This is a genomic window from Ferrovibrio sp. (assembly GCF_002796975.1).
GTDB lineage: Bacteria > Pseudomonadota > Alphaproteobacteria > Ferrovibrionales > Ferrovibrionaceae > Ferrovibrio.
In genome coordinates, this window is sequence record NZ_PEKV01000005.1 from 431,717 (window position 1) to 457,493 (window position 25,777).

17 protein-coding genes are annotated in these 25,777 nt (G+C 53.0%); 15 read left to right on the forward strand and 2 right to left on the reverse strand.

All coding sequences use genetic code 11. The annotated features are described in order from the left end of the window. The first annotated feature begins 88 nt into the window (after positions 1-88). From CTR53_RS07075 to CTR53_RS07130, 12 genes are all read left to right on the forward strand, one after another. A complete protein-coding gene (locus CTR53_RS07075; protein ID WP_290810495.1) occupies positions 89-1,384 on the forward strand; it encodes an extracellular solute-binding protein in 1,296 nt (431 codons plus the stop codon). Between the two features lie 42 nt (positions 1,385-1,426). Then, positions 1,427-2,308: a carbohydrate ABC transporter permease gene (locus tag CTR53_RS07080; RefSeq protein ID WP_290810498.1), complete on the forward strand. Its 882-nt coding sequence runs from the start codon at positions 1,427-1,429 to the stop codon at positions 2,306-2,308. Then, positions 2,308-3,144, forward strand: coding sequence for a carbohydrate ABC transporter permease (locus CTR53_RS07085; RefSeq protein WP_290810501.1), 837 nt, complete (start codon positions 2,308-2,310; stop codon positions 3,142-3,144). The genes CTR53_RS07080 and CTR53_RS07085 overlap by 1 nt, the downstream gene beginning before the upstream one ends. A 7-nt stretch (positions 3,145-3,151) precedes the next feature. Next, positions 3,152-4,279, forward strand: coding sequence for an ABC transporter ATP-binding protein (locus CTR53_RS07090; protein WP_290810503.1), 1,128 nt, complete (start codon positions 3,152-3,154; stop codon positions 4,277-4,279). Between the two features lie 7 nt (positions 4,280-4,286). Next, positions 4,287-5,186, forward strand: coding sequence for an SMP-30/gluconolactonase/LRE family protein (locus CTR53_RS07095; protein WP_290810505.1), 900 nt, complete (start codon positions 4,287-4,289; stop codon positions 5,184-5,186). A 3-nt stretch (positions 5,187-5,189) separates the two neighbouring features. Beyond that, positions 5,190-5,996: an SDR family NAD(P)-dependent oxidoreductase gene (locus tag CTR53_RS07100; protein ID WP_290810508.1), complete on the forward strand. Its 807-nt coding sequence runs from the start codon at positions 5,190-5,192 to the stop codon at positions 5,994-5,996. A gap of 260 nt (positions 5,997-6,256) precedes the next feature. Beyond that, positions 6,257-6,811 carry a hypothetical protein gene (locus CTR53_RS07105; protein WP_290810511.1) on the forward strand — a complete coding sequence of 185 codons (555 nt, stop codon included), beginning with the start codon at positions 6,257-6,259 and terminating at the stop codon, positions 6,809-6,811. Next, positions 6,796-7,599 (forward strand): hypothetical protein, encoded by an 804-nt coding sequence (locus CTR53_RS07110; RefSeq protein WP_290810514.1) that lies wholly within the window; start codon positions 6,796-6,798, stop codon positions 7,597-7,599. Before CTR53_RS07105 ends, CTR53_RS07110 begins: the two co-directional genes overlap by 16 nt. A gap of 57 nt (positions 7,600-7,656) precedes the next feature. Then, the gene (locus CTR53_RS07115) at positions 7,657-8,574 is read left to right on the forward strand and encodes a zinc dependent phospholipase C family protein (RefSeq protein ID WP_290810517.1); all 918 of its coding nucleotides are present in this window, start codon (positions 7,657-7,659) and stop codon (positions 8,572-8,574) included. 428 nt (positions 8,575-9,002) lie between these two features. Beyond that, on the forward strand, positions 9,003-9,845 hold the full coding sequence (locus CTR53_RS07120; RefSeq protein ID WP_290810519.1) for a DNA/RNA non-specific endonuclease: 843 nt from the start codon (positions 9,003-9,005) through the stop codon (positions 9,843-9,845). A gap of 611 nt (positions 9,846-10,456) precedes the next feature. Beyond that, positions 10,457-10,714 carry a hypothetical protein gene (locus CTR53_RS07125; RefSeq protein WP_290810522.1) on the forward strand — a complete coding sequence of 86 codons (258 nt, stop codon included), beginning with the start codon at positions 10,457-10,459 and terminating at the stop codon, positions 10,712-10,714. Positions 10,715-10,803: 89 nt separating this feature from the next. Continuing rightward, positions 10,804-12,054, forward strand: coding sequence for a phospholipase D family protein (locus CTR53_RS07130; RefSeq protein ID WP_290810525.1), 1,251 nt, complete (start codon positions 10,804-10,806; stop codon positions 12,052-12,054). 61 nt (positions 12,055-12,115) lie between these two features. On the opposite strand, the gene CTR53_RS07135 is transcribed toward CTR53_RS07130, so the two are convergent. Together CTR53_RS07135 and CTR53_RS07140 are read right to left on the reverse strand one after the other, a co-directional pair. Continuing rightward, positions 12,116-14,863, reverse strand: a complete 2,748-nt coding sequence (locus CTR53_RS07135; RefSeq protein ID WP_290810528.1) for a UvrD-helicase domain-containing protein — start codon at positions 14,861-14,863, stop codon at positions 12,116-12,118. A gap of 56 nt (positions 14,864-14,919) precedes the next feature. Continuing rightward, positions 14,920-15,810, reverse strand: coding sequence for a PIN domain-containing protein (locus CTR53_RS07140; RefSeq protein ID WP_290810530.1), 891 nt, complete (start codon positions 15,808-15,810; stop codon positions 14,920-14,922). A gap of 604 nt (positions 15,811-16,414) precedes the next feature. On the opposite strand from CTR53_RS07140, the gene CTR53_RS07145 reads away from it, so the two are divergent. The 3 genes from CTR53_RS07145 (at position 16,415) to CTR53_RS07155 (ending at position 25,705) form a co-directional block, all read left to right on the forward strand. Next, positions 16,415-22,681, forward strand: coding sequence for a hypothetical protein (locus CTR53_RS07145; RefSeq protein ID WP_290810533.1), 6,267 nt, complete (start codon positions 16,415-16,417; stop codon positions 22,679-22,681). A gap of 7 nt (positions 22,682-22,688) precedes the next feature. Beyond that, positions 22,689-23,342 carry an AVAST type 3 anti-phage proein Avs3b gene (avs3b, locus tag CTR53_RS07150; RefSeq protein WP_290810536.1) on the forward strand — a complete coding sequence of 218 codons (654 nt, stop codon included), beginning with the start codon at positions 22,689-22,691 and terminating at the stop codon, positions 23,340-23,342. 122 nt (positions 23,343-23,464) lie between these two features. Further along, a complete protein-coding gene (locus tag CTR53_RS07155) occupies positions 23,465-25,705 on the forward strand; it encodes a DUF262 domain-containing protein (RefSeq protein WP_290810539.1) in 2,241 nt (746 codons plus the stop codon). The last annotated feature ends 72 nt before the right edge of the window (positions 25,706-25,777 follow it).

Below are 25,777 nucleotides of genomic sequence, written 5' to 3' on the forward strand. Positions count from 1 at the left end.
CGACAGAAGCAGGAGGCTTTGGCCGCACAGTCCTTGAACCGTGCCATTTCTGATAAAACCAACATAACCCTGGGGAGGGGTGCCTAAGATGAGGACCAAATCAAAACTTCGCCTGGCCGTACTGGCCATGGCAGGGGCGCTGCTGGCGCCAGTCGCGGCATTGGCGCAGACGGTCACGATGTGGACCTTCCTGAATCCGGCGAGCGAGACACCGCGCGACCGCGCGCTCAAGCAAATCATCGACAAGTTCGAAACCGCCAATCCGGGCATCAAAATCAAAGTCGAAAGCCAGGTCTGGTTCACACTGGCGGAAAAATTCGTGATGGCTCATCGCTCGCGCAGCGCGCCTGATATCGGCTGGGTGAACGGCGAGAATATGGGCCTACTGGTGAATTCAGGCGTGGCAGAGGATCTCGGCCCGCTGATTACCTCGAAATGGACGCCGGCGCTGCGCCAGGACCTGGTGCTGCCGCAGGCTTATGAATGGGTGAAGACCGGTGGCAAGCAGGTGGCGGTGCCGATCATGGCGCTGTCGATCGTGCTGTTCTATCGCAAGGATCTGATGCGCGAGGTCGGCATCGATCCGGCCGGCATCAAGACCTGGGACGACCTGGCTGCGGCGGCGGCGAAGATGCAGCGCAGCAACGGCCCGAATGTAGAACGGTGGGGCGTCGGCATGCATCTGTCGACCGACAAGACCACCATGTCGTTTGGCGCCAATGCGCTGGCGGCGGCGCAGGGCGGCAAGCTGTTCGGCGACAAATGCAGCGCGCTGCTGGCCAACGAAAACGGCGTGCGCGCGCTTAACATGCAGGCCGACCTGATCCGCAAGCACAAGGTCGCCAGCCAGGAAAGCTTCGCCTATACGCTGGACGACGTGATCGAGCAGTTCATCGCCGGCAAGGTCGCGCTCGCCAGCAGTGGCAATGGCCGCTTCGGCAATGTGATGGAAAAGGCCACCTGGAATGGCAAGGAATTGGGCATGCTGCCCTGGCCGAGCCTGGACGGCAAAAAGCCGGGCCCGCAGATCATGTCAGGTTGGTTTGCCTCGATCTCTAAGGATTCGAAACAGAAAGAGGCAGCGGCCAAATTCGTTGCCTACATGACCGGTCCGGACGGCATGGAAATCTGGGCCGAGCCAGGCGGCCAGGTGCCGCTGTTCAAATCGGTCTTTGACAAGCCGGTTTTCAAGGATGCCAAATACGACCCGCTGCGCCAGCTGTCGCAGATGTGGGCCGATGCCGAAGTCTGGCTGCCGGCGGAATGCAACGCCGCCCGCACCTTCGTCGACCTAAACACGGCGACGCAGCGCGTGGTGCTGGGCAATGTCGACCCGATGGCGGCCCTGCGCGAAGCCGAAGCCGCATCGGCCGGCCGGCAGTAAGCTAACTCGAGCGAGTGACCGGCAGAGGATGATTGGTGTGTGATGATGGATGGACAGCGTACGCCCTTCCAGGCCTACCGATATCTTCTGCCGGCGCTGGTTCTCGAAGCGGGTTTCGTCTTCGCCCCACTTGCGCTCAGCCTATTTTACAGCGTGCATCGGGTGCGCTATTACCAGCTCGGTGACTTTAACGGCGTCCAGAATTACCTCGACGTACTCAGCCACCGGCTGTTTCTGAACTCCTTCCTGGTGACTTGTAGCTTCAGCCTAATGGCGCTGGCGCTCACCTTCGCCGTCGGGTTTGGCCTTGCGCTGTTCCTGAACCGCGATACCAGTGGCAGCATCCTGCTGCGCACCATCGTGTTGCTACCCTATGTGATTGCCATGCTGGTCGGCTCCATGCTGCTGAAGTGGATTTTCTCCACCGATGCCGGTCTGGTGCCCCTGGCGGCCGCCTGGTTCAATATCACCAGCCCGACCATCCTGGCCGACCCCGACTATGCGATGGCCGCCATGGTCGCCAATGGCATCTGGCGCGATTCTGCTTTTGCCATGGTGATGCTGCTGGCGGGCTTGCGCAGCATACCGCCAAACTTGATTCTGGCGGCGCGCATAGATGGCGCCGGTTCTTTCATGATCTTCCGGCGCATCATGCTGCCACTGCTGCGTCCCGCCATCCTGATCACGTTGATTCGGCTGCTGCTGCATTTCGCAAATGTGCTGACCTTCCCGCTGATCCTGACCGGCGGCGGGCCCAACAATGCCACCGAGACCCTGGCGCTGCGGATTTTCCGCATTGGCTTCGAGGATTTCGACCTTGGCAAGGCCAATGCCATGGCCATCGTGCTCTGCCTGTTCAATATCGTCGCCGTCATTCTGCTGCTCGCAGTGTTCCGCAAGACACGGGGAGGGCAGAGCCTGTGATGGCCGTGCTGCGCTCCGCCCCGCTGCGCCACCTGCTGCGCGGCCTGGTCTCTGCCGTCATCGTCGTGGCGGCGCTGTTCCCAATCTTCTGGGGCCTGATGACATCACTTAAGCCGGCGCGCGACATCGTGACCTTCCCGCCCAGCCTGTTGCCCGCCACGGTGACTTTGGAGCATTACGCGACGATCTTCAAAGCCGGCGCGCTTGGTTTCTTGCTAAACAGCCTGCTGGTTTCGGCCGGCACCGTCGCGCTGTGCATCGGCCTCGGCGCGCTGGCGGCCTATGGCCTCGCGCGTTTTGAGTTCCCGGGCAAGCGCGCCGTCCTCGTCGCCATCATCGCTGTCATGAGTATCCCAGTCGCCTCGCTGCTGATCCCGACCTATACGCTGATCGCCGAGATTGGCCTGGTGAACACCCATGTCGGCCTCATCTTGGTCTACAGTGCCTATCAGCTGCCGATCGTGATCTGGATCCTGGCTGCCTATTACCAGAGCCTGCCAATCGAGCTGGAATGGTCGGCGATGATGGATGGCTACAGCCGGTTCCAAGCCTTGTGGAAGGTGGTGTTGCCGCTGTCGCGACCCGGGCTGATCGCGGCCGGCCTGTTCGTGGTGGTGTTCGCTTGGAACGATTTCGTCGTCGCGGTGACGCTGTTGTCGTCGGAAGACACGCGCACGCTGCCCATTGGCATCTACAATTTCCTCGGCTTCTACGGCCGGGAATGGGGGCCGCTGCTGGCGGCATCCATGGTTTCGACAATCCCGCTGTTGGTGATCTTCGTGGTCCTGCAGCGCTATTTCATGGCCGGCATGACCAATGGCAGCGTCAAGGGGTGATTGGGGTATGATTGAAGGTAGTGGCGCTTCCATTGAGTTTCGTGGCATCGGCAAGCGATATGGCGAAACCGTTGCGCTTGCCGATCTCGACCTGACGATCCAGCCAGGTGAGTTCGTTTCCCTGCTGGGGCCTTCGGGCTCGGGCAAGACGACGACGCTCAACATTCTGGCTGGGCTGATCAGTGCCGACAGCGGCAGCATCATGATCGGCGATACCGACGTGACGTATCTGTCGCCTGATCGGCGCGGCATCGCCATGGTGTTCCAAAATTACGCGCTCTATCCACATATGACGATTGCCGAGAATCTCGCCTTTCCGCTGCAGGCACGCGGTCGCAATCTCAGCCGGCTTGCGATCAAGGCAAAAGTGCAGGATGTGGCGGACACGCTGGGCATCGGTCACCTGCTGGCGCGCTATCCAAAGGAAATCTCTGGCGGACAGCAGCAGCGCGTGGCACTGGGTCGCGCCATGGTGCGCGATCCAAAAGTGTTTCTGTTGGACGAGCCGTTGTCCAACCTAGATGCACGGCTGCGGCTCAAGATGCGCCGCGACCTCAAGGCGCTACACCAGCGGCTGCGCTCTACCATTGTCTATGTCACGCACGACCAGAGCGAGGCCATGTCGCTGTCGGACCGTATCGCCATCTACCAGGGCGGCCGGTTGCAGCAATGCGGCACACCGGCCGATATCTATCGCCGGCCGGCCAATGCCTTCGTTGCCAATTTTATGGGCGAGCGCGAGATGAACAACCTGCCGGGCACAGTGGTGCAGACTGGCGGGGGGGTCGTTTTCAAGGCCGAGGGGTTGGATCTGACGTTGCCATCGACGTTGAGCGGCTGGGCAAGGTTCCACGATCGCGCCGTCACGCTCGGCATCCGGCCGCAGGGCGTGCAGATCGGCCAGCGCGCTGATGCTACGCAATGCGAGGCGGTGTTGCGCCTGGTGGAGCATGCCGGCACCGAGCAGTTCTTTTATGCGCAGGCCGGCGGCGTCGAACTGAGTGGCGCGGCGGCACCGGATACGCCGCTGGCGATCGGCGACCGCGTGTCGCTCACGCTGCTGTCGCGCGAACTCTACCTGTTTGACACGGCCAGCGGCGCGGCACTGGTGCAGGGTGGCGATCTGGCCGCATGATGCAGCCATGAAGCAACTCTCCCTTCATGCATGCCTGCCAAGGAATTTCCGTTCCATCCTGAACAATGGCTGGGCGGAGCGTCGGCGCAATGGCGCTGCGGCCGACTGCTTCCTCGAAGGCCCCTACTGCGATGAAAAGGGCTGGCTTTGGTGCGTCGATATCGCCAACAGCCGGATTCTCACGCTGTCGCCCGACGGCGCCTGGGAGGTCGCGCATCAATATGACGGCTGGCCCACCGGCCTGAAGCTCGATCGGCAGGGCCATTGCCTGATAGCTGACAACCGCTGGGGCTTGCTGCGCCTCGATCTGGCAACTGGTCAGCGCGAAGTGCTGGCTGACAGTTTTGAAGGCGCGCCTCTGCATGGCCCGAACGACGTAACCATTGCCGCGAATGGCGATGTCTATTTCACCGACCAGGGCGATTCCGACATCCTACGGCCCTACGGGCGGGTCTTCCGCTGGCGCGAAGGCCGGGAGCTGGAGTTGATTGCCGCCGGCTTTCCCAGTCCGAACGGCCTAGTGCTGACGCCGGATGAACGCCTGCTCTATGTCGCCGTGACGCAGGCCAATGCAATCTGGCGCGTGATCCTGCGTCCCGATGGCGGTGTCGGCAAGGTCGGGCATTTCGTGCAGATGTCGGGCTCGCTGGGTGGCGGGCCGGATGGACTCGCGATGGATGCCGCCGGCAATCTGCTGGTCTGCCACGCGTTGGCTGGCTGTGTGATCGTCTACGATCGTCTCGGCGAACCCATCGACCGAATCCAGACGGCTGAAGGCCTCATTCCAACCAATCTGACGTTCTCGCGGCGCGAACCAGGCCGCCTGTTTGTGACCGAAGCCGAGACGGGAACAATTCAGACAATCCGTCTTGACCATCCGGGCCACCATCCCTTCACTTTGGAGTGACAGATGCAGGAGTTCAACGGGCGCGTTGCAGTGGTGACGGGCGGTGGAAGCGGTATCGGTCTTGGTGCAGCGGAAGCCCTGTTGATTGAGGGCGCGCGCGTTGCCTTGCTGGGCCATGACTCAAACCAGATTGCATCTGCCGTCGAAAAACTTGCTAGCCGATATCCGGACCGAGTCTGGGGTTTTGATGGCGATGTGCGCAATCTGGCCAAGCTGGAAGCCGCAGTGAAGGATGTGATGCACCGTGCTGGTCGGATCGATCATCTGGTCTGCGCTGCCGGCATCCAGGTGCCGGGCACGGCGGTTTCAGCTAGCGAGGCGGACTGGTTGCGTGTCATCGATACCAATCTTTCCGGCGCCTTCCGCGCCTGCAAAGCGGTGTTACCAACGATGACCGCGGGTGGCGGCGGTTCCGTCGTGCTGGTCTCGTCGATCCAGGCCCTGCGTGGAAAACCCAATGGCGTTGCCTATATCGCCGCCAAGGGCGGATTGAACGCCATGACGCGTGCGATGGCACTCGATCATGCCAAGGACGGTATCCGCATCAATGTCGTCTGCCCCGGGGTGGTCGATACACCAATGCTGCGCGAGGCGGCGGCGCGTGTCGTGTCATCAGACGTGAGCGACAGCATTGACACACTGGTGCAGCGCTGGGCATCGGCGCAGCCTCTCGCGGCTGCTATCGAGAAGCCCTGTGGGCCCGCCGATGTGGCGCAAATGATTCTGTTTCTACTGAGTTCTCGCGCGGCTTATGTGACCGGGTCAGAATTTATGGTCGATGGCGGGCTTGGGGCCAAACTGGCGCTCTAGTTGATACTGGTTTCACGATCGGTCTTGGTTTCTCTATTGGCCGCGGTGTCTGAAAAATCTACTGACCAAGTATTTTGCCTCCGCCCGAGGCCAATCTGAAAAATCTACTGGTCAGATGAGGCCGGAAAGTCGCGCAGTAGACTGATAAATCATCTGGCCGTTGACTACGATCGTAGTCAACTCACCGCAGAAATTAATCTCCTTTTGAATCTCATCCATTGTGCTACGACTCTTGCCGTGGGTAAGCGGGGAGTCGGGGGATGACGCGTGCCATTTCTTGTAAGGCAGCACTTCTGTGCGTTCTTACACTCATTCCATTGCCGGTGATTGCAGCTGACGAGCTCCTGATAACGCGAGCCGCGTTTGCCGGCGGCGTTGCAGGCCGCGAGGCCGATCCCTTACTTGCCGCTGGGCAACAAGCCGGGCCGGGCTCTCTCTGGTTTTGGACCGAGATACGGGTGGCGAAAAGCATCATTTCAGAGTTGCGCCAAAAGAAGCTTTTGCCATTGCAGCACCGCTGGTATCGCACGAGCGGGGGTATCCCTGGCCCAGACGAGATACCAGATTTCGTAAGAAATCTCGAAGAGCTAGATGATCGAAAGATTGAGGCTTTGGCCGGTGAAGCTGATAGCCGCGGCTATTTTACCTACCGTACCGCCAGCTGCCGTCAGTCAGTTTCGGCAGGTACTTGGGTGGCCGCGCTCGCAGATGCAAAAGGCAACCCGGTGGGTTGCTCTGGCAAACCAGATTGCCGTTTCTCGATCCGTGTGACGCCGCAAGGCAAGAAGGCAGATAAACAATGCCTGACTCAATGAATATCATCGGAAAGGTTCAGGCGGCCTCTGACTGGGCGCTGCAAGAGAAGTGGTTCTGGTACGTAAGCACCGGCGCCACACTCTTTGGTCTGCTTTTCATACAAATACTGTGGTTCAACGGAACAACGACGCTGCGTGATCACCAGGACTACACAAAGCAGATCATACAGCTGAATGACGAGTATTATCGTGTGCAGGCCGCCGCAAAAGGGGGTAGCAACGATAGCGCTGCAGATCTGTTGGCGCCCATCCAAAAAAAGCGTGATCTTGTTAGCCCGCAGATTGAGTCTGCTTCGCTTGCCTTGAACTCGTTCAACAAACACTGGTTGTGGTCATACATACCCGGGTCGTATGATTCAGCGGGCGCCTCTGAGCATGCAGATATCCGGGTGGCCAGCAGTATAACCCAGGTGCTCGGCTTATACATTTTGCCGCTCTTCTATGGGCTGCTCGGTGCCTTGTTGTCGATCGTGCAGTTCTTGCGCAGCGACGATAGCAATGAGGCGATACGAAAGTTGCGGCCAGGCGCGCGTGTTGTGACAGGCTCTGTCGCAGGCCCCATGATTGGCATGCTGATCAGCCCAGAATTTTTAAATTCATTGGCGTTCCAAGCGACGCCCTTCGTTCTCGCCTTTATCGGCGGTTATGCCACCGACGTGTTCTTTGCACTTATCGACCGCTTTCTGAGTTCTTTTCGTAGCAACATTAGCAAGCCTGATTCTTCTGGTGGCGCATCTGACAAAAAGGATGCTGGTGGCGCTGGTGATGTGGCCGCTGGCAATCGGTAAAATTTTGCTCAAAGGCATTCGATGAGCTGAGAGGCTCGGCGAAAACGGGGGATAATCATGCCAGGCGCTTATGCCCATATGACCTTGGTCAATCTTGCGGCAGATGAGAACGCTATTCGTCAGCTGGGATTCCGCGAAGACGTGTACGAGGCCCTTGGCTACTATCTTCGGTACGCAGAGCTCGGTGCAGTGAGCCCAGACTATCCCTATCTGGCCCCTTGGTATCCAAAAGCCAAAGACTGGGCTGATAAAATGCATTACGTCAGCACCGACGGCGTGCCGCGCCAAGTGCTGCAGCAAATTCAAGGTCTGTCAGGTAATGACAGGTTAAAGACGATTGCCTGGCTGCTTGGCTATATGTCTCACGTTATCGGCGACGTGACGATACACCCGGTCGTAGAGCTCAAAGTCGGTAAATACAAAGGCAACGAAAAAGACCACCGCATATGCGAGATGCACCAGGATGTTTATATCTTTCGCCGGCTAAAGATTGGAACGCCAGAACTGGCCGACCATCTAGATAACAATGGCATTCGTGGATGCGTCGACAATACCGGGGCATTGGATGGCGTCATCACGAACGCCTGGAAGCGCGCGCTCGAAGCGGTTTACCCAGAATCATATGGTGGAAATGAGCCAGATCCGCGAGTTTGGCATAAAGGGTTTGGCCTGATCGTCGACAATATTGCCGAACAGACATCATTCATGGCGTTGGCGAGGCATGTACTGCCGGGCGAGAACGATGGCTTGGCCTACCCGAAAGACGTCAAATCAGAGTTTATCGATAACCTAAAGACCCCAGAAGGGGTCATGTCCTATGACGCCATATTTGACCGGGCGATCAATAATGTCCGAACGGCGTGGTCTTGGCTCAATGCCGCGATCGATGGGGACCAAGGCCAACTTCAAAATCTAAAACCATGGGATCTCGACACGGGCCGGGACGCGAGTGGAAAATTGGGGATGTGGGCATGAAGATAGCTGTCGCTGCTATTGCACTACTGCTTGTCGTCATTGGCTGCAGCCATGCCCAGGATGAGGGGGAAATAGCGGAGCTGAAGTCGGCCGTGACCAAGCTATCGCGTGCCGTCAGCACGGCAGCCAGAAGCCAATCATATAGATCTGAAGACGGCGACGGGCTGTTGCGCGCGGCGCTGGAGAGAGACCCATCTCTAGTGCATCCATTTAGAGACTATCTTGTGCGCGTGCACAGAGAGGGGGCCGGAAGTGTGGTCCTAATCTGCGATAAGAACGGCTCACGCGCGTTACTGGAAGATAGCGGGTGTACGCCGCATCCAGACCGAGATTGGTTTAAATCGTCGCAGCGCTGCGAGTTCTCGGTCTCTGTCGCTGAAGTTTGCCGATAATTTTAGCTAAAGACCAATCTATCCCTGGGGGTGAAGATGCGCCATTTCATTGCGGGTGTCGCCATATCTCTGCTGGCGAGTGGTGCGGCTTTTGCCGACGAGAACTGCTACAAGACTTGCCCGGTGGGGGCGGCTCAGAAGAATTCAGTGGTGACGCGACCGTCCTATTACACGCTTAGCAATAATCCAACGACCAAGTTTGCCGACTGGGTGGCCTATAGGGTCACTAAAAGCACCATTGGAAAAACGCAGACTAGGACTTGGAAACAAGCCCCGGAGTTGTCGGCTAGCGATACCTTGCATCCCGATGACTATACGGGCGCTCCTGGTGCCTTAACGATTGACCGCGGCCATCAGGCGCCGCTGGCATCGTTTACTGCAAACCCCAGTAAGGGGGCGTGGAAGGTGATGAATTTCCTTTCAAACATCACACCGCAAGGCACTGAACTCAATCAGGGGCCTTGGGAGCGTTTGGAATCGGCTGAGCGTACTTTGGCTAAAGCGGCAGGCATCGCTGCGGTCTATGTCGTCACTGGACCGCTTTATGAAAAAGATATGAAGTCGCTGCCAAATGCGACACGCCAGCATGTGGTGCCGAGCGGCTATTGGAAGGTCGTTGCGGTTGATGAGAATGGCATACTCAAGTCGGCAGCTTTCATCATGCATCAAGACGCCAAGCGTAATGACGATTACTGCAACAATCTCGTCACTATCAGCGATGTCGAAGAGCGCTCGGGCCTAGAGCTTTTCCCAAATCTATCACGTGCCAAGCGAAAAGCGCTGGCTGAAAGCGCCGGCGAGTTGGTTGATGGCGTGGGCTGCGAATTTATCGAGACCGCCGCCAGCAAAAGGGTAAAGACCAAGATTAGGAAGCCGTAAGATTTTCGTGGTGAGCAAAGAACGCAAAGGGTGAGGAATGCTATGAAGCGGGCAAACGCTTTATTGGCTCTTAGCTTACTAATTTTTCTATTGCCAATGACGGCGCCGGCACGCTCGAACCTGAGCGATGACCAAGTGCGCGAGCACATGATCCAAGAATCTATCGCGAGTTACAGCGGTAGTTGCCCGTGTCCCTACAATACAGCTCGTAACGGAACAAATTGTGGGCGCAGGAGCGCTTACTCGAAGCCAGGCGGTGCGTCACCGCTTTGCTATAAGAACGATATCAGCGATGAGATGGTGCGGGGCTGGCGCCGTAGTAACGGCCAGTAGAGGGCCTTCGCATAGAGCCAAAGTCTTGGGATTGGACCTGGGGCGGATAGTTATTTCGTGTTCTCTACTGGCGAGTAGATAAACTGGGGCCGATGTCGGTCGTATATACGCTAGAGCGTATAAAATCACTTTATACGCTCTAGCGTATAATTCCGGTAAGACGGCGGCGTAAAAGGGTGGGTGGGGGATTGTGACAATCAGAGAGGCATTACTTGCCATTGGCGAGGGCTATATTGCCGCCAAAGAGCAAGAATTCGAAGGCCATGCGTTGGGCGGCTATGACTGAAGAATCTGTCTCTATTGATGAGCTAGTAGCGGCACGTGCGCAGCTCATTCAAGACGTTGTTGGCAATATGCCCACAGAACATCGTGAATTTTTGCTCCCATTTGAGCGTGGTGAGCCTGGATGGGATCTGCTCGGCCTGGCGGGTGTCGCAGATTTGCCGGCCGTCAAGTGGCGACAACAGAATCTCGATAAGCTGTCACCTGAGAAGCGAGCAGGGCTTGTAGAAAAGCTTGAAGCAGTTCTGGCTTAATTAGGCATTGCCCGACAACAAACATACCTTGCCATCTAATGTCAGTACTGCGGTTCTAGGGGGCGTATACAAGAAAAATGGGGGGCGCTATGCGACTCATTGCAAGCGACAAAATCAGGCAGTGTTTTGAAGAGAATTTGAGCGTATCCCGACATCTTGATGTCGCCGTTGCTTGGGCAACGGATTGCGATATTATCACGTTACTCGAGCAACGACATAAGGCGGGGATGACCCTGCGATCGATAGTCGGGACTTCAAGGAATTTTACGTATCCAAGAGCACTTTTTAAATTGGCAAAGCTTGGTGCTATTCAGCTGGCTGATGACCCGAAGAAAGGCATCTTCCATAAGAAGATTTATATCTTCTACAAAAAATCTAAGGTTACGGCATGGGTCGGGAGCCCAAATTTGACCGCATCAGCATTTGGGCAGAACGCTGAGGCGGTTCTTGAGATTGATGACCAGGCGGGCGAGGTTGCGGCCTTGTTCGAGAAGCTCTGGCAGAAAAAGCCGGCGGCGAACAACGAGTGCTTGCAGGCCTATGCTGCGGATTGGAAGCGGCCCCCTGTCGTGCCCGACGAGAAGGCGGGTTCGGATAAATCGGAAAGTTTCAACAAGCGCAAGTCGCCAGCCTCAGCAAGCAACCCGTTATTGGAAGAATTGGCAAGGGGCGATTGGAGTTGGCGAGAATATGAGGCGGCAATCAAATTTCTACACCGACATTGGAAGCTTGAAGTAAATATCGGTGTGACTGGGCAGAGCGGGTGGGTAGCAACAATCAAGCGGTGTAATACGATTATACGTGACACGGATTGGGCCACGTTAGATCAAGAAGACATCAGCTATATGCTGGGCCAGCCACTCCATAACGATTACTCGCGTGGGTGTTTGGGGCGAATGTCGGGTCGAATTGCTTTGGGTTTCTTTCATTCTAACAAGAAACATGCAGTAAATAGCCGCCTTAAAATTAGAGGCATTCTGCGGGATCTGCAAAAGTACAGTGGACCAAATTTTCCTAAGCGGGCAGAGAAAGCCTTTAGAGAGCTGACTGATATAGATGGTGTTGCAGGTGCCATCGCCAGCCGCTTTATTGCGCTCGCCCGGCCGGACCGCGGTGTTTCTGTCAATGACGGCTCTATGCGCGGCTTGGCGTTTCTAGCCAATATGGCGCCAACCACGCTTGATACTGTTGGGAATTACCCGGCCTTGTTGGAATGGGTCGAGCAGCAGCCTTGGTTTAACAATGCCCCTCGTGCTGTTGGGAATGATATCGCTTGGGCACGTGCGGCTTTGCTCGATGTCTTTGTCTATAAGCCGGTCCAATCTTCTAAGCGAAAATAAGACGCTGCGGTGTACCCGACACAGCGCGTCGAGACGAGGTTTGACAGGCGGGGGGCACGCTTTAGCGGTTGGTAGCTAAAGCTGTCTCTGTGTAATCACATTTGATGAAGCGATACTGATTGCACCCCCAGAATTGGCGGCCGAACTTGTTTTTCTTCAGCACCAAGAATCCCCTCTTGCATGAGGGGCAGGTCGAGGGCTTCTTGCTGGATCCGCCAAAGGTAACGACCGCTTGTTGATCATCTCGAATGAGCTCGATCACAAACCGCGAAGGTCTATCTTCTGATGATAGAAGTATGGCTTTGTTTTTCGCCCTCGTTAGAGCAACGTAAAATAGTCGTCGTTCCTCAGCGTTTGGAAATGCTTCTTTATCGGCCCGGATCAATCGTAGCAGAGGGTCATCTTCCATCGCGTTTGGAAAGCCATAGAAATCGGCCTGTAGCGAGTGGATGATCACAGTATCGGCTTCAAGTCCCTTCGTGCTGTGAATGGTAGAGAAGGGTTTGCCTTCTTCCTTCTCAAGGACTTTGACACCAGGATAGATGCGCTTCCATCCAAGAACTCTATCTGTGGTGAAAGGGCCAACCTTATTATACTGATAACGGCCGATTAAAAGTACTGTTGCGATCTTACCCATCCTGAGGTTTTGTTCGGATAGGTCTGAAAGCGCCTTTTCAACAACTTCAAGCTGATCTTCCAATCTCTGATACTGAATAATGTCGATGGTCGCCTGCACTTTCTTATTGATCGATTTTACGATCTTTCGAATTTGTAGCGGATTCTTTGATACAAACTTTTGCGCGGCCTCACTGATACCTTGATTGCTGCGGAAGGTTGTTTCGAGTTTATTTATGCTGGTATGGCCATAGATCTCTTCGAAATTCCGCATGATGGAGAGATCGGAGCCAGCAAACCGGTTGATAGCTTGCCAGTCATCACCGACTGCAAACAAGACGGCGTCTGGCTGTGCGTTCAGCAAGCTGAGAATCAGTCTGCTGCGGCCGGGTGAGATATCTTGAAATTCGTCGACCAGAATGAGTTTGTAGAGAGGCTTATAGGTTTTGCTATCTATAAGGTCAGCGGCCTGACGGATCATGTCGGCAAAATCAATAGAGGCTGTTTGCTTTAGCCTCTGTTCATATGCCACCCAGACAACGTCGAGAATATCGAGAAAAGCGCGGGCGCGGGCCTTATTATTTAAGAAGACGGCGTTCTGGCGCAACCTTTGCGGTGTCGCCCCAGATTCTTTGGCATGTGTCAGAATTGCCGATAGCAACTTAAAAAGATCGGGGTCAGGTTTTTTAGATTTCAATTCATTATCGAGATCAACCAATGACATCGGCCTGGGTTGGATGCCATGTTGGGCGAGGCTGTTTGCCAGATGTGCAAAGACAGTGCCGTCGTATATTTGTGCACTGCTTGTCTCGATAAGAGGCGTCTTATTTTGGGTGTGCAGGCGGCGCTTTGCCGCGACGCTGGCGACATATCGCTCACCGAATGGCGAGTTTCCTTTGGAGTCTAAGGCAAAATGCTCATGATACAGACGCGACCCATCAGCTAATACGTATGTAAAGTCAGGTTCGTATTTCGACCAGCCTGCCGGCAAAGGGTGGTCACTATAAGGCTGCTCATACTTGTAAGGGATGCCGTTTATATAGAGCCAGTTGGCGATAGAGAGTTCTTGGAAAGAGGCGACAAGTTCGCCTTTCAGAGTTGGAAGACCCGTCCAATTCTTGTCGGAACCTCTGCCCGCGCCGTGCGCCCTTACAAGATCATCATAATCACCATCATTTCCCTCTGGATCGTCCAGCCAGTAAAGGGCTTTAAACTCAAGCCACTTGGCATTAAAGGCCGGGTTCGATGCCCTCAGCTCGGCGACGATATTGATGAGAAGCCGGTCAGTCTGAGCATAGGGGCGAGCCGGTAGACCGCAGGCGTCGATGACGCTGCGGCCAAAGCTGTGAAAGGTCTTGGCATCAATCTTTATTCCGAAGCGATCAGAAAGCCTTTCGGAGATTTGTCTCGCAGCCTCAGCGTTGAATGCGAGTGCTAGAACACCATTTGGTGTCACATACTTTTTCTCGATGCTGTAGGCCGCTTTGGCGGCAAGTGTCGATGTCTTACCAGACCCAGCGCAGGCGACTAGTAAGTTTCTATCTTCATGGCAGATGATAGATCTCTGCTGTTGTGGTGTAAGACCGTTCTTTTCGGCTCTTTTCAAGAACTCTTTCCGTTCCGGCAAAGACCGTTCGTACTCAACAAATTCCTCATTGCGTGCCTGCAGAGAAGATAGAGGGGATTCTCTAAACCGAGAGAGCGCTGCAATGGCTTCAGAAAAAGACGTATCGACATTAAGGAAAGTGGCCTCTTCTATGAGCCTTTCACAAGCAGCTGCATTGTCGAAAGCCGTTCGACGGCCAGATAAAAAGCGGTTCGCCATATGCGCGCGAATATAAAAGGTACCTTGCAGTAGGCGCCGATAGTCATTGTACAAAGCCGAAACCTCGGCCTTGATTCTGTCGAATCTGTCGATGACGGACGCTTTCGCCGCGTCGTCCAGTTTCTTGAGCGTAGCCGGAGACAAGCCAGTAAAGCTGTATGGGCCATGTTGTGTCTCGACGGTTAGTGTTCGCCAAAACAACCAGTGCCAGTGAATGGATCCATTCACGATGACGACTGTTTCGACGCTTATAGCCTTGCCATTTTTAAGGTGAAATATCGCTTGCTCGGGTTGCAGCTCGCATGACCACCCGGCATCAAAGAGGCGGTTGGCCCATTTACCTGGGCGGATAACGATGGGCGCAGTCATCTAAAATCTCAAAACATCGTGGTCGATAGCTAATGTAGAAAATCTACTGGTGAGGATTAGTTTGATTTTGCTCTATCGCGCGAAGGAAGTGTCAGGGTTTCAGGTTTGTGTTTCTCAGCTTCACTCAGTAAGTGCGACGTAAGCTGAAATACCTCACCGAGCACATGGCCGGACCGGTCAACGACAAGACCAAAGCGCTCGGCGAGAACACTACGGTTCTTGGGGTTAGATAGCCAGGCGATCGCAAAGACCATTCCAATCAGCATAACCGGCGGCGGTAGCCTCATAACGACTTGGATCGCGGTTTGAAGAAGTTTCAGCGCACCTATGAGCGCTGCCCCAGACGCCATCATGACTGCGCTGCCGCTGAGCTGCAGAGTAACCGAGATGGCGGCTTTGCGAGAATGGTGACGTAATACGCTCATATATTCTGGTGATATGGACTGTCCACCCATTGCGGCAATGTCGGTATCTCTACTCATTATGCCCTCGGCTTTGATGAGCTGAGCCAATGCCAGAGTAGGGGCATCATCTGGGTCCTGCCCGGTAGCATAAGCCTCGTACTCAATCTCACTCAATTCTAAAACAGTAAGTTTAGTCGTGAGAGACAGCAGTAAGCGGCGACACTCTTGCTCATCTATGCCGTCTTCAAGCGCAATGCGCGGTATATGCCTTTGAACCTCGTCGATTACGCGGCGGGTAGCGTAGAGTTTTACGATCTCTGCTGAGATGCATTCTTGCAATGCCGAGCGAGCATCTGGTGCTCTTCGTTTGAGCAAATGCCAGCGGATATCTTCGAGCAGCACATTTGCGTCTATCACAATAGTAAACTGTGCGAGCGACGAAATCGCATCGGGCAGCTGTTCGATCAGAGGCCGCAGTGAGCGCAGGATCGGCAATATGTCTGACCGAATTGAACTTACATCCAGCGGCTGATCAAAGCTCATAATATGCCCTACGGCGATCTTGGAGATGCAAAACACTAGATGAATCTGGTTGATTCTGTTGCATCCCGAAAAGTTTCCGGTCTCGTCTTAGTTTGACCTGCAGGTGACTATGAAGCCAGTGGAGTTGATGGCGCGAAATCAGGACCGCTGCACCTATAGAAAGCGCTTAATAAGTATACCTCGCGCCAGACTGTAATCAGCATACCTATGTATGCAATGTGCGGACATCGGCACAGATCAAGATCAGCGCAATAGCAACATCGTGGGTTCGGAAATCTGAGCCTGAGAAAACATACTATGATGTATCCACCCACGCTTATCACGTTAGACAGGATCAACAAAAGCCGGAACCTTCGCGTCTCGTAAGCTCGGTCTTTCTGTACAGGTAGGCCCCCTCATCGGGACAATGTTTCTAGCATCAACAAAAGTAAGCTGTGAATCATAAGGCATTATGCGGAGGAAATGGGTATGCCTCTGGAGGGGGCAGCAAGGGGGGATCAACTTGTAATTTCCAGGTAAACTTGGATCTGGTTAGGGTGGGAAAACGCGTAAGTGGTTCAGCACCGAAGCGGCTGCACTCCGAACTATATTGGGTGGCAAATTAATGGAAAAACGTAGCTTGGTCCGTCCCAGCAGGGACGGGGATCAATTTCATTACCTATGGGCAGCGCGGCGATGCCTAAAGCTATTAGATCCAAACACCGATTTTGTCAGCATCACAATTGAGGCGTCGTCGAAGGACGATACTGACGGTGCCGTCGCTGAGAAATCAGGAGAAGAAGTTATCGACATCGCGGAGTACTTTGGAGGTGCGAATATAAAAGAGGCAAAGTTGGTTCGTTACATGCAGCTCAAACATTCCACGCTGCATGCGGATACCAATTGGACTGAAAGCGGGCTCAAGAAGACGATAGAAGGCTTCTCGAGGCGGTATAAATTCCTCTTAAAGTCGCATTCTGAAGCAGAGCTTGAGAATAAGCTTGAATTTCATTTCGTTACAAATAGGCCAATTAACATAAACATTTCCGAGACAATCAACGATGCGATAGCCGGCAGTTCATTCAGACATTCAACTACGCACAAGAAATTCGAAAAAATTACCGGCCTAAAGGCAGAGAGCCTTTCTGCATTTTTAAAGAAAATATGTCTTGTAGATCGCCAGGACGATTATTGGGAACAACGGCACATTCTTTCACAAGATGTGCGCGGATACTTACCAGACATGGATGCTGAGGCGCCGCTTAAACTTAAGGAACTAGTCACAAAGCGAGCGCTATCTGAGGGTGAGAGAAATCCATCCATCACAAAGATGGATGTACTGCGTGCGCTGGGTACTGACGAACACCAACTCTACCCGGCGCCGTGCCTTATCAAGAGTCCAGAAAATGCTGTTGAGAGGGCATATGAAGGCCCGCTCGTGAACGAGATCTGCACAGCTGGATCGCCGGCCATAATTCACGCAAATGCGGGCGTCGGTAAATCAGTGTTTGCGTCGAAAATTCCCTTTTGGCTGCCACAAGGTTCGGTTTGCATAACATATGATTGCTTCGGCAATGGTCAGTATCGCAGTGCATCCGGATATAGACATCGACATAAAGATGCGCTTGTGCAGATTGCCAATGAGTTAGCGGCAAAAGGTCTCTGTCACCCTCTAATTCCAACGCCGATGGCAGACTCAGCAGCCTACATAAAGGCGTTTGTTCACCGTATAGAGCAGGCATCAAAATCGCTGCACCATGCTAATAGCGCTGCAGTTCTTTGTATTGTTATAGACGCGGCAGATAATGCGCAAATGGCCGCAGAGGAGATTGGTGAGCATAGATCATTTGTAAAAGATCTTATCAGGGAAACCTTGCCCGATAATGTACGAACGGTCTTCCTATGCCGATCGCACAGGAAAGATATGTTGGATCCGCCAACACGCGCATTTGTACAGTCATTAAAACCATTTAATCTGCCTGAGACAACATCTTTCCTGACCAAGACGTTTGCCGATGCGAGCCAAAGTGATGTTCAAGAGTTCCATTCCCTAAGTTCGGCAAATCCTCGTGTTCAGGCGCTGGCGCTTTCGCGGGGCCTATCACTTTTTGACACCTTAAAGATGCTTGGGCCGAACGCCACGACAGTTGAAGGTGTTATCGGGAGCATTTTAGAAAACGCAATTCAGAAATTGAAAGAATCTAGTGGTCGTTATGAAAGAGAGCAGATCGAGAAAATTTGTACGGGTTTGGCCATACTTCGCCCCCTGATCCCAATCGCGACGCTATCGAAACTATCCAAGGTCCCAGAAGACGCGATCCACAGTTTCGCGACCGATCTAGGGCGTCCGCTATCGGTTATCGGCGAAACCATTCAATTTTACGATGAGCCGGCTGAAACCTGGTTCAGAGAAAGATTCAAGCCGTCACAGGACGGTATAAAAGAGTTTGTGAGAAATCTTCAGCCTCTAGCCGTAAGTAGTAGCTACGTTGCCTCTATCTTACCTCAGCTGATGCTCGAAGCCGAAATGTTTCCGGAGTTGGTGGAGCTAGCGCTGAGCTCGTCAGCTTTGCCAGACGAAGATCCGCTATCTAAGCGCGACATTGAACTGCAAAGAATACAATTTGCACTGAAGGCAGGCCTTAGGTCACGCCGATATACGGATGCCGCAAAGCTAGCGTTAAAAGCTGGTGGTAAAACGGCGGGTGACGACCGCAAGCAAAAGCTACTCCAAGACAATACCGACCTAACTGCGACCTTTATCGACACCAACCAGCTGCAGGAGATCGTTTCCCGCAGAACATTCGAAGCGGATTGGTTGGGCGGTCATCATGTATATAATGCGGCCGTACTATCGGGCCGGGAAGAATTGCTCGGTGAGGCGAGAAGCCATTTAAGAATGGCTCATGAGTGGCTGAACAATTGGGATCAACTATCACGAGAAGAAAAGCAGCAGGAAGAGATTACCGACTCTGATATAGCGGCTTTAATTTTCTCACATGTAAATATTGTTGGTCCTGCAAATGCAGCGCGCAATTTGGTCGGCTGGCGTCCCAGAAGCATATCCTTCAGAGTTGGGCGAGTTGTAATACGCCGTTTACTAGACCATGGGCGAGTAAACGATGCTATCGATCTAGTTAGGGCAGCTGGTAATAGCTTATGTCTTATTCTTGCCGCGGGAGTTGAACTGCGGGGTGTGCATGAATATCTGCCGGAAGATGTGGCGCGCCGGGCGTTCAGGCTCGTCCTAAGCACGAGAGTGCGTATAGCCGATCAGAATCGGCTTGATGTAAATGAAGATGCTCTAAATGCGATCACTGCTTTGGTCGAAAGCGCCTTAAGGCATAAGGTCTGCACACATGAAGCAGCAAGCAATGTGCTATTGCGATATCTTCCACCGGCACCACCGCGGAGTATAACATCGCGTCACTCGGATGGAAGGTTTGTGCTATTTCGTGCCTACAGTCTAATTTCTGCATTAAATGGAAAAGTGGTTGAGCTTCGGGATATAGCTTACCCAGAACTCCAAACAGAACTTGAGAAGAAGCCGTCTCACTCAGAGTCACGCGAACTACAAGAGCTCAAAGCAGATACGTCTGAAATTTTGCCATGGTACCGCCTATGGGCTCGCGTAACCGTGGGCGCAGTCGACTCCGGTGAACTAGACAGTGAGATTGAAAGCGCTGCCAAAGCCAGCAGAGATGGGCAACATTCCCCATATGGGAAAGACCCGCACCTGCCAAATCAGAAAGCATTAATCTGGCTTGAATGTTTACGCCTCTGCAGGTCGTTAAACGAAGAATCTGTAGCCAAATTTGAGGCTTGGAGATTGGGGCGTAATCAGCCGCTCTATACCCGAACACTAACTTCCTTGACGCGGCTAAGTGCCACAAATGCGGAAGTTAAAGCGGTAGCCCTTAAATGGTCAATCGAGGCTTTCGATATTTCAAAGAGGTATAGGGGGGACGCGGAAGAGAAAGCCGAAGCCTACATTGAGATATGCCGAGCGATCATATCTATCAGTAAAGACGACGCGAAATCTATTTTCCATGAGGCGGTCGAAGTTTCGAGCAAGATAGGTAGCGAGAATGTTTCGCGATGGGAGGCAATCCTAGATCTCGCAGAGCGTGCTGCTGACCGTAGCCGACCAGCGCCAACCGTCGCATATAATTTTTCTAGATGCGCAGAACTCACTTACGAGTACGTCGCGCGTGATAAATATTTCCATTGGTCGAGGACGGTGGAGGCACTATGCGGACTTTGCGCACCGTCCGCCCTAGCAATTATGAGCCGATGGCGAGACCGCGGATTTGGAGATTCCGAGCGTATTCTACCAATCTCAATTATGCGACTAATAGACCAGCGTTTCGTGAATGCTTTGGATGCGGCGCCGCTGTTGGCATATCGTGCTGAATGGCCATTTAAGGAGTTTTTGGATGCAGTTCTATCTCAATACACGCGAAAGATAGAGAAGCAAGCTGCAGCGGAAGCTCTATTTAGGTATATGAAATTTGACAGTGATGTCGCGGGCATTGAGGCCGTCATATCAAAACACGGCATATCATTAGAAGAGCTCAATAATCTTATTGACTTCAATGCGCAGAAATTACCAGAGCGTGACGATATAGCTCCGATGATTCCTCGGGGGGAAGATGAACTAGAACAAGACAATGGATACTGGGGCGATATATTCAGTGATGTCATTCTGACTGACTCAAATTCTCTTGCAGCTGCATACTCTGTCTTAAGAGACAGCGAACCTCCAATAGATCGCGAAGGTTTCTTTGTTCAGGCGATCAAGCGCATTCCGGTTGGACAAGAGGTGGCATTCGTTGCCGCTTTGGCAGATATTCATGAGATAAATCTATATACGTTTAGGTGGTTTCTAGGTGTTGTTCCCGATGATTGGAAGAAGAGGCCAGCCTTAACGCAGGCGCTCTGGAATCTAGTGAAAACCTTCGTTCGACGATACTGCATGCAGATCGTTAGAAACGACGAGTATGAAACATTACCGCTGAGTCTAGTTTCAAGTGTCTGTGACGTTAGCGAAAACGATGTCATCCAGGTGGCTTTGGATGCGATTGGGGAAACGCATGAACTCGCCACGGCTAATCGACTTTTCTCACTTTTAAGCTTGTTAACGACAAAGCTGTCAGAGAATGAAGCCCTCGAGGCGCTGAGCTTTGGCTTACAAGAATTCACGCCAATGCTTGAGGCCAAAGATGGCGATGGGCCATGGTCGCGGGCACTAAACCCGCCGCATGACGTAACGGCAGCTTTGGCTGGTTTCGTATGGGCTTCACTTGCAGTGCCCTCTCTGACCCTAAGATGGGAAGGGGCTCATGTGGTTGCAAATATAGTAAAGCATAATCGAACGGACCTGCTGGCCGCGATCATGAACCTGGCGCAACACCGGGTCGGTGGCGCATTCGTTGACGCAAGACTAGAATTTTACAAACTGCATGCATTGCAATGGCTGCTTATTGGTCTAGGGCGAGGGGTGGTAGAGAACCCAGCCGCACTGAAGCCTCACTCTCGGCAGATTGCAGAGTTGGCTCTGACAGAGCCGCATGTGCTCATTCGACAACTCGCAGCCCAGACGGCTCTGGCACTGAACGCAAAGGATTGCCTTGATGTGGCGAGCAATGTTGTCGACCGCCTATTCGCCGTAAATGTCTCGGCTTTTCCAAAATCAAGACAAGATCGCTTTAGCAGGACATACGATACAGAAGACGACTCATCTATATCAGATGATGATAAGTTCTACTTTGATCACGACGTTCAATCATACTGGTATGAACCTCTTGCTGATGCATTCGGGTTGCGCAGAGGCGAAATTACCAAGCGCGCGCTGAGTGTCATTAGATTTGATTTGGCTTATGCAGGGCGTGGACGCTGGGACGAAGACGAGCGTGCTAACAGAAAGATATATAGTGATGGCGACACCTATCACTCCCACGGCGAGTATCCGCGAGAAGACACATTGGGCTTCTATCACGCCTATCATGCCATGATGATCGTGGCTGCTCAGCTTCTGGATACAACGCCAATTTATCAAAGCGGTAGTGACGAAGACGAAGAGGATTCATTTCAAGAATGGTTCAAACGTCACACGATGACACGGATAGATGGATATTGGCTTTGGGATCGACGGGATCTAGCTCCATTAGAACGTCCATCATGGCGATCGGACAAGAACTCAAAAGACATCTACAAAACAAAGAGCAAAGATTTTGACGAGGCTCTTACTTCAGAAGACTGCCTCAATCTGTGGGGGCATTGGAATTGGATTGGGAGTTCTTGCGAGCAGCATATTAGTGTGGCCAGTGCACTTGTATCAAAAGATAAGTCTTCATCGTTGCTAAGGGCATTGAGCACTGTTGAAAGTGTCTATGATTACGCTATCCCAGCGGCGGGCAGCAGATTTGAGATCGACGCTTATGGATTTCATCTTTCAGGCTGGATCATATCGGATAACAACGACTCGGGGCTAGATCGCCATGATCGGTGGGCAGCGGAGATAGCTTATCCCGGCCCCAGGCCATCTACAGACATTGTTAACCTGATGGCCCTCGTGCCCGATCTAGAAAATAGAACTTGGCGCGACAATGAGAATAGTTCAGCAATGTCGGCTCAAATTTGGGGACATTACCCAGAGAAACGCCGTGGCGAGAGAGAAAGTACTGAATCAGGCAGTCGTCTACAGGCTACTCGAGCCTTCTTGCGAGAACTTTTGTGTAAAGTCGATCAAGACCTTGTTGTGCAGGTTCAGATTAGAATGAGCCGCCGGTATAGGTCATACGAAAGCTATGACGATGACGAGAAAAGCGACACAAAAGCGAAGGCCAAAATCTACGTCTTCAAAGCAGACGGAAGTCTCACAACGCTCTGAGGCGGTATTGGAGTTAGGGAAAGCTATTGTCGAGGACCTAAAACAAGCCACAAGAGGCGATGTTTTGGGGCGCTGGATGGCGCACTATGTCGCTGAATGCATCGACAAAGCTCAGTCGGCGGAAAAGAACGAGAAATCCGAGCTTCAGAAGCATTGTTTTGAGACCATACTTCAGCTCTGGCGGCATCACGCAGAGTTACCAAATGGCATGCGGCCGTTTGAAGAACTCGAGCCAATCATCCGCGCGCTAGAAAGCCTTGACCCAGAAAATACGTCGCCGCGGTACTTTCAATCTGTTCGCTCAAGAATGGTGGAAGTCGATCTCGGCGAAGAGACGCAGAAATGGGTCGAAACCATTAGTGGCATAGACTACACCGCCAGGATCTTGATCGAGTATTGTTTAAAATTGGCTGCACATTCGGCAATGCCAAAAGCTGAGAAGTGGGTGACTCTTGCTGCCGCAGCGGACGCATCAGGTGGGATACCCGAAGTTGTTATAAAGTTTATTGGTAAGGATAGTGATCTCGACGATGAAGTCATGGACGATATTACTAGGAAGAAACTCCAAGAGCGCCTTGATCGCTTAAAGGCCTTTACGACCATATCTAAGCGTTTAGCAAAGTTACTAGAAAACCAGTTGAAGATAGCGCCTACAAAGTAAGCAACAATGGCTGTTTTTTTACAGCGGCATCATGTGCGATTTTCTTGCGGCCTGGTTCTAATAGAGAAAATCTACTGAGTCGTTGGGATAAGCTTATAGACCTTGACCAGTGAGCGAGACGAATGACGCTATTCACGACAACCAACTACCCGATTAGTGCGCTGATCGGTGACATTGATCTCGGTAAGATTGGTTTGCCAGAGCTGCAGCGGCCATTTGTCTGGCCAAATGTCAATGTCCGGAATCTTTTCGATTCTCTGTATAGAGGCTTTCCCGCCGGCTTCTTGCTACTCTGGGAAACCGGCGCCGCAACAGAATTGAGGCGCATATCAGAAGACCGAAGTGGAGTTGTGCCAAAGATTGCTATTGTCGATGGACAGCAACGTCTCACCTCGCTCTATGCGGTAATCCGCAATGCAGAAGTTTTACGTGCCGATTTTAGACGTGAAAAAATCACTATAGCCTTTAACCCGCTTTCAGAGCGCTTCGACGTAGCAGATGCTGCCATTGAGAAGGATAAGGCCTACATACCTGATATTTCGATTTTATGGGCGACTGGCGCAGACTTGTTCGCAATCGCCGATAACTATCTCACGGGGCTTTCTGTATCGAGAGAGCTAACCCAAGAGCAGAAGAAGAAGGTTCAGGCGGCAATCACACGGCTACAGAATCTGCCACAATACAATTTTACAGCCCTGACGCTCTCTTCTGGTGTTGACGCTGCGACTATTGCCGAGGTGTTCGTCCGCATAAACGGCGAGGGAAAGAAACTTAATCAAGCAGACTTTATCATGACGCTAATGTCCGTCTATTGGGATGAAGGGCGCGCAGCACTTGAAGGCTTTGCGCATGAGGCAACCAGGCCAACTAACGGACCGGCGTCATCGTTCAATCCATTTATTAAGCCGTCACCCGATCAATTGCTACGTGTCACCGTAGGTTTGGCTCTGAAGCGCGCTCGACTGGCAAGTGTTTATAGTGCGTTGCGCGGCAGAGATGCGCAGACCGGTGAAGACGACCCGCAGAAGCGTGAGCAGCAGTTCGATCTGTTAAAGCGGGCGCAGGCACACGCGCTAAACCTGGCAAATTGGCATCATTTTCTTGGCGCAATAGCTCTTGCTGGATATCGCGGCGAGAAGATGATTAGCTCTGAAGCGACTGTCATCTACTGCTACATCTTCTATCTGATCGGCGTCATCGACTATAAACTCGATAAGCAAGAGGTGAGACAGGTCATCGCTGAATACTTCTTTATGGCGGCGTTGACCGGTCGCTATACGGCCTCACCAGAGACGCGTGTCGAGGCAGATCTGGCTACGTTGCGTAGTCAGAAGACTGGAGCGGCGTTTATCGAGAAGTTGCGCGAAATATGCCGCACTACTCTAACGGCTGACTACTGGAGCATTACTGTTCCGAATCAGCTGGCGACCTCTGCAGCGCGCAGCCCATCGCTTTTTGCGTACCTCGCATCTCTTATTGTTCTCGATGCAAGGGTTATGTTTAGCCGCGCAACAGTGGCAACATTGGTCGACCCACTAGTCAAGAGCACAAAGTCTGCAATTGAGTTGCACCATTTATTCCCACGCGGTTATCTCGAAGATATCGGCGTTACTGACAATAAGAAGGTCAACCAGATTGCGAATTTTGCACTGGTTGAATGGCCAGACAACCTAAGGATTGGCAAGCAAGCGCCGGCGGGTTATGCGCCGGGACTAGAGACGGATATCCTGCCCACCGAACGCGAGCCGATGTATTTCTGGCATGCCCTGCCACCGGTCTGGTGGACGCTAAGCTACGATCAATTTTTGATCGCCCGACGGTCAAAAATGGCTGCGGTTATCAAGAATGCCTGGGACAAGCTGACAGGGCAGCAGCAGCCGTTGGATGACAAAATTCACGTCGGCGAACTGATCGCTGCGGGTGAAAGCGACGGTGTTGAGTTCAAATCAACTCTGAGAATGAATCTGCATACCGGGCAGGTTGATGATAAAATGCAGGTCACCGCCCTTAAGACAATTGCAGGTTTCCTGAACGCAAAAGGCGGCACGCTTTTGATCGGTGTATCTGACGATGGTCAGGTTTTGGGCGTGAACGCGGACAATTTCAAAGACGAAGATAAAATGGGCCTGCATCTGGTCAATTTAATCAAGGAGCGCATTGGCGACCTCTTTATGCCGTTTGTTCACCCGCATTTTGAAGAGATGGATGGTCAGCGTGTCATGGTGATTCGGTGTGAGCGCGGTCCAAAGCCGGCCTTCGTCAAAGATGGCGACAAGCAACGGTTCTTTGTTCGAGGGGCGAATGCCACGCTAGAGCTGTCGGGGGCGGCAATGGCCGATTATCTGAAAAGTCGGCCGGACTAATAGCGGATGAGTACGGCTGTTGACTAAAGTTGGCCTTGCGGCCACCCGAGTGAAAAATAGCCGTTGGTCGAA

What these genes read in the sequence shown, in the direction of transcription:
- CTR53_RS07075 (WP_290810495.1), top strand. Translation starts at nt 89, where the DNA reads ATGAGGACCAAATCAAAACTTCGCCTGGCCGTACTGGCCATGGCAGGG.
- CTR53_RS07080 (WP_290810498.1), top strand. Translation starts at nt 1,427, where the DNA reads ATGATGGATGGACAGCGTACGCCCTTCCAGGCCTACCGATATCTTCTG.
- CTR53_RS07085 (WP_290810501.1), top strand. Translation starts at nt 2,308, where the DNA reads ATGGCCGTGCTGCGCTCCGCCCCGCTGCGCCACCTGCTGCGCGGCCTG.
- CTR53_RS07090 (WP_290810503.1), top strand. Translation starts at nt 3,152, where the DNA reads ATGATTGAAGGTAGTGGCGCTTCCATTGAGTTTCGTGGCATCGGCAAG.
- CTR53_RS07095 (WP_290810505.1), top strand. Translation starts at nt 4,287, where the DNA reads ATGAAGCAACTCTCCCTTCATGCATGCCTGCCAAGGAATTTCCGTTCC.
- CTR53_RS07100 (WP_290810508.1), top strand. Translation starts at nt 5,190, where the DNA reads ATGCAGGAGTTCAACGGGCGCGTTGCAGTGGTGACGGGCGGTGGAAGC.
- CTR53_RS07105 (WP_290810511.1), top strand. Translation starts at nt 6,257, where the DNA reads ATGACGCGTGCCATTTCTTGTAAGGCAGCACTTCTGTGCGTTCTTACA.
- CTR53_RS07110 (WP_290810514.1), top strand. Translation starts at nt 6,796, where the DNA reads ATGCCTGACTCAATGAATATCATCGGAAAGGTTCAGGCGGCCTCTGAC.
- CTR53_RS07115 (WP_290810517.1), top strand. Translation starts at nt 7,657, where the DNA reads ATGCCAGGCGCTTATGCCCATATGACCTTGGTCAATCTTGCGGCAGAT.
- CTR53_RS07120 (WP_290810519.1), top strand. Translation starts at nt 9,003, where the DNA reads ATGCGCCATTTCATTGCGGGTGTCGCCATATCTCTGCTGGCGAGTGGT.
- CTR53_RS07125 (WP_290810522.1), top strand. Translation starts at nt 10,457, where the DNA reads ATGACTGAAGAATCTGTCTCTATTGATGAGCTAGTAGCGGCACGTGCG.
- CTR53_RS07130 (WP_290810525.1), top strand. Translation starts at nt 10,804, where the DNA reads ATGCGACTCATTGCAAGCGACAAAATCAGGCAGTGTTTTGAAGAGAAT.
- CTR53_RS07135 (WP_290810528.1), bottom strand. Translation starts at nt 14,863, where the DNA reads ATGACTGCGCCCATCGTTATCCGCCCAGGTAAATGGGCCAACCGCCTC.
- CTR53_RS07140 (WP_290810530.1), bottom strand. Translation starts at nt 15,810, where the DNA reads ATGAGCTTTGATCAGCCGCTGGATGTAAGTTCAATTCGGTCAGACATA.
- CTR53_RS07145 (WP_290810533.1), top strand. Translation starts at nt 16,415, where the DNA reads ATGGAAAAACGTAGCTTGGTCCGTCCCAGCAGGGACGGGGATCAATTT.
- CTR53_RS07155 (WP_290810539.1), top strand. Translation starts at nt 23,465, where the DNA reads ATGACGCTATTCACGACAACCAACTACCCGATTAGTGCGCTGATCGGT.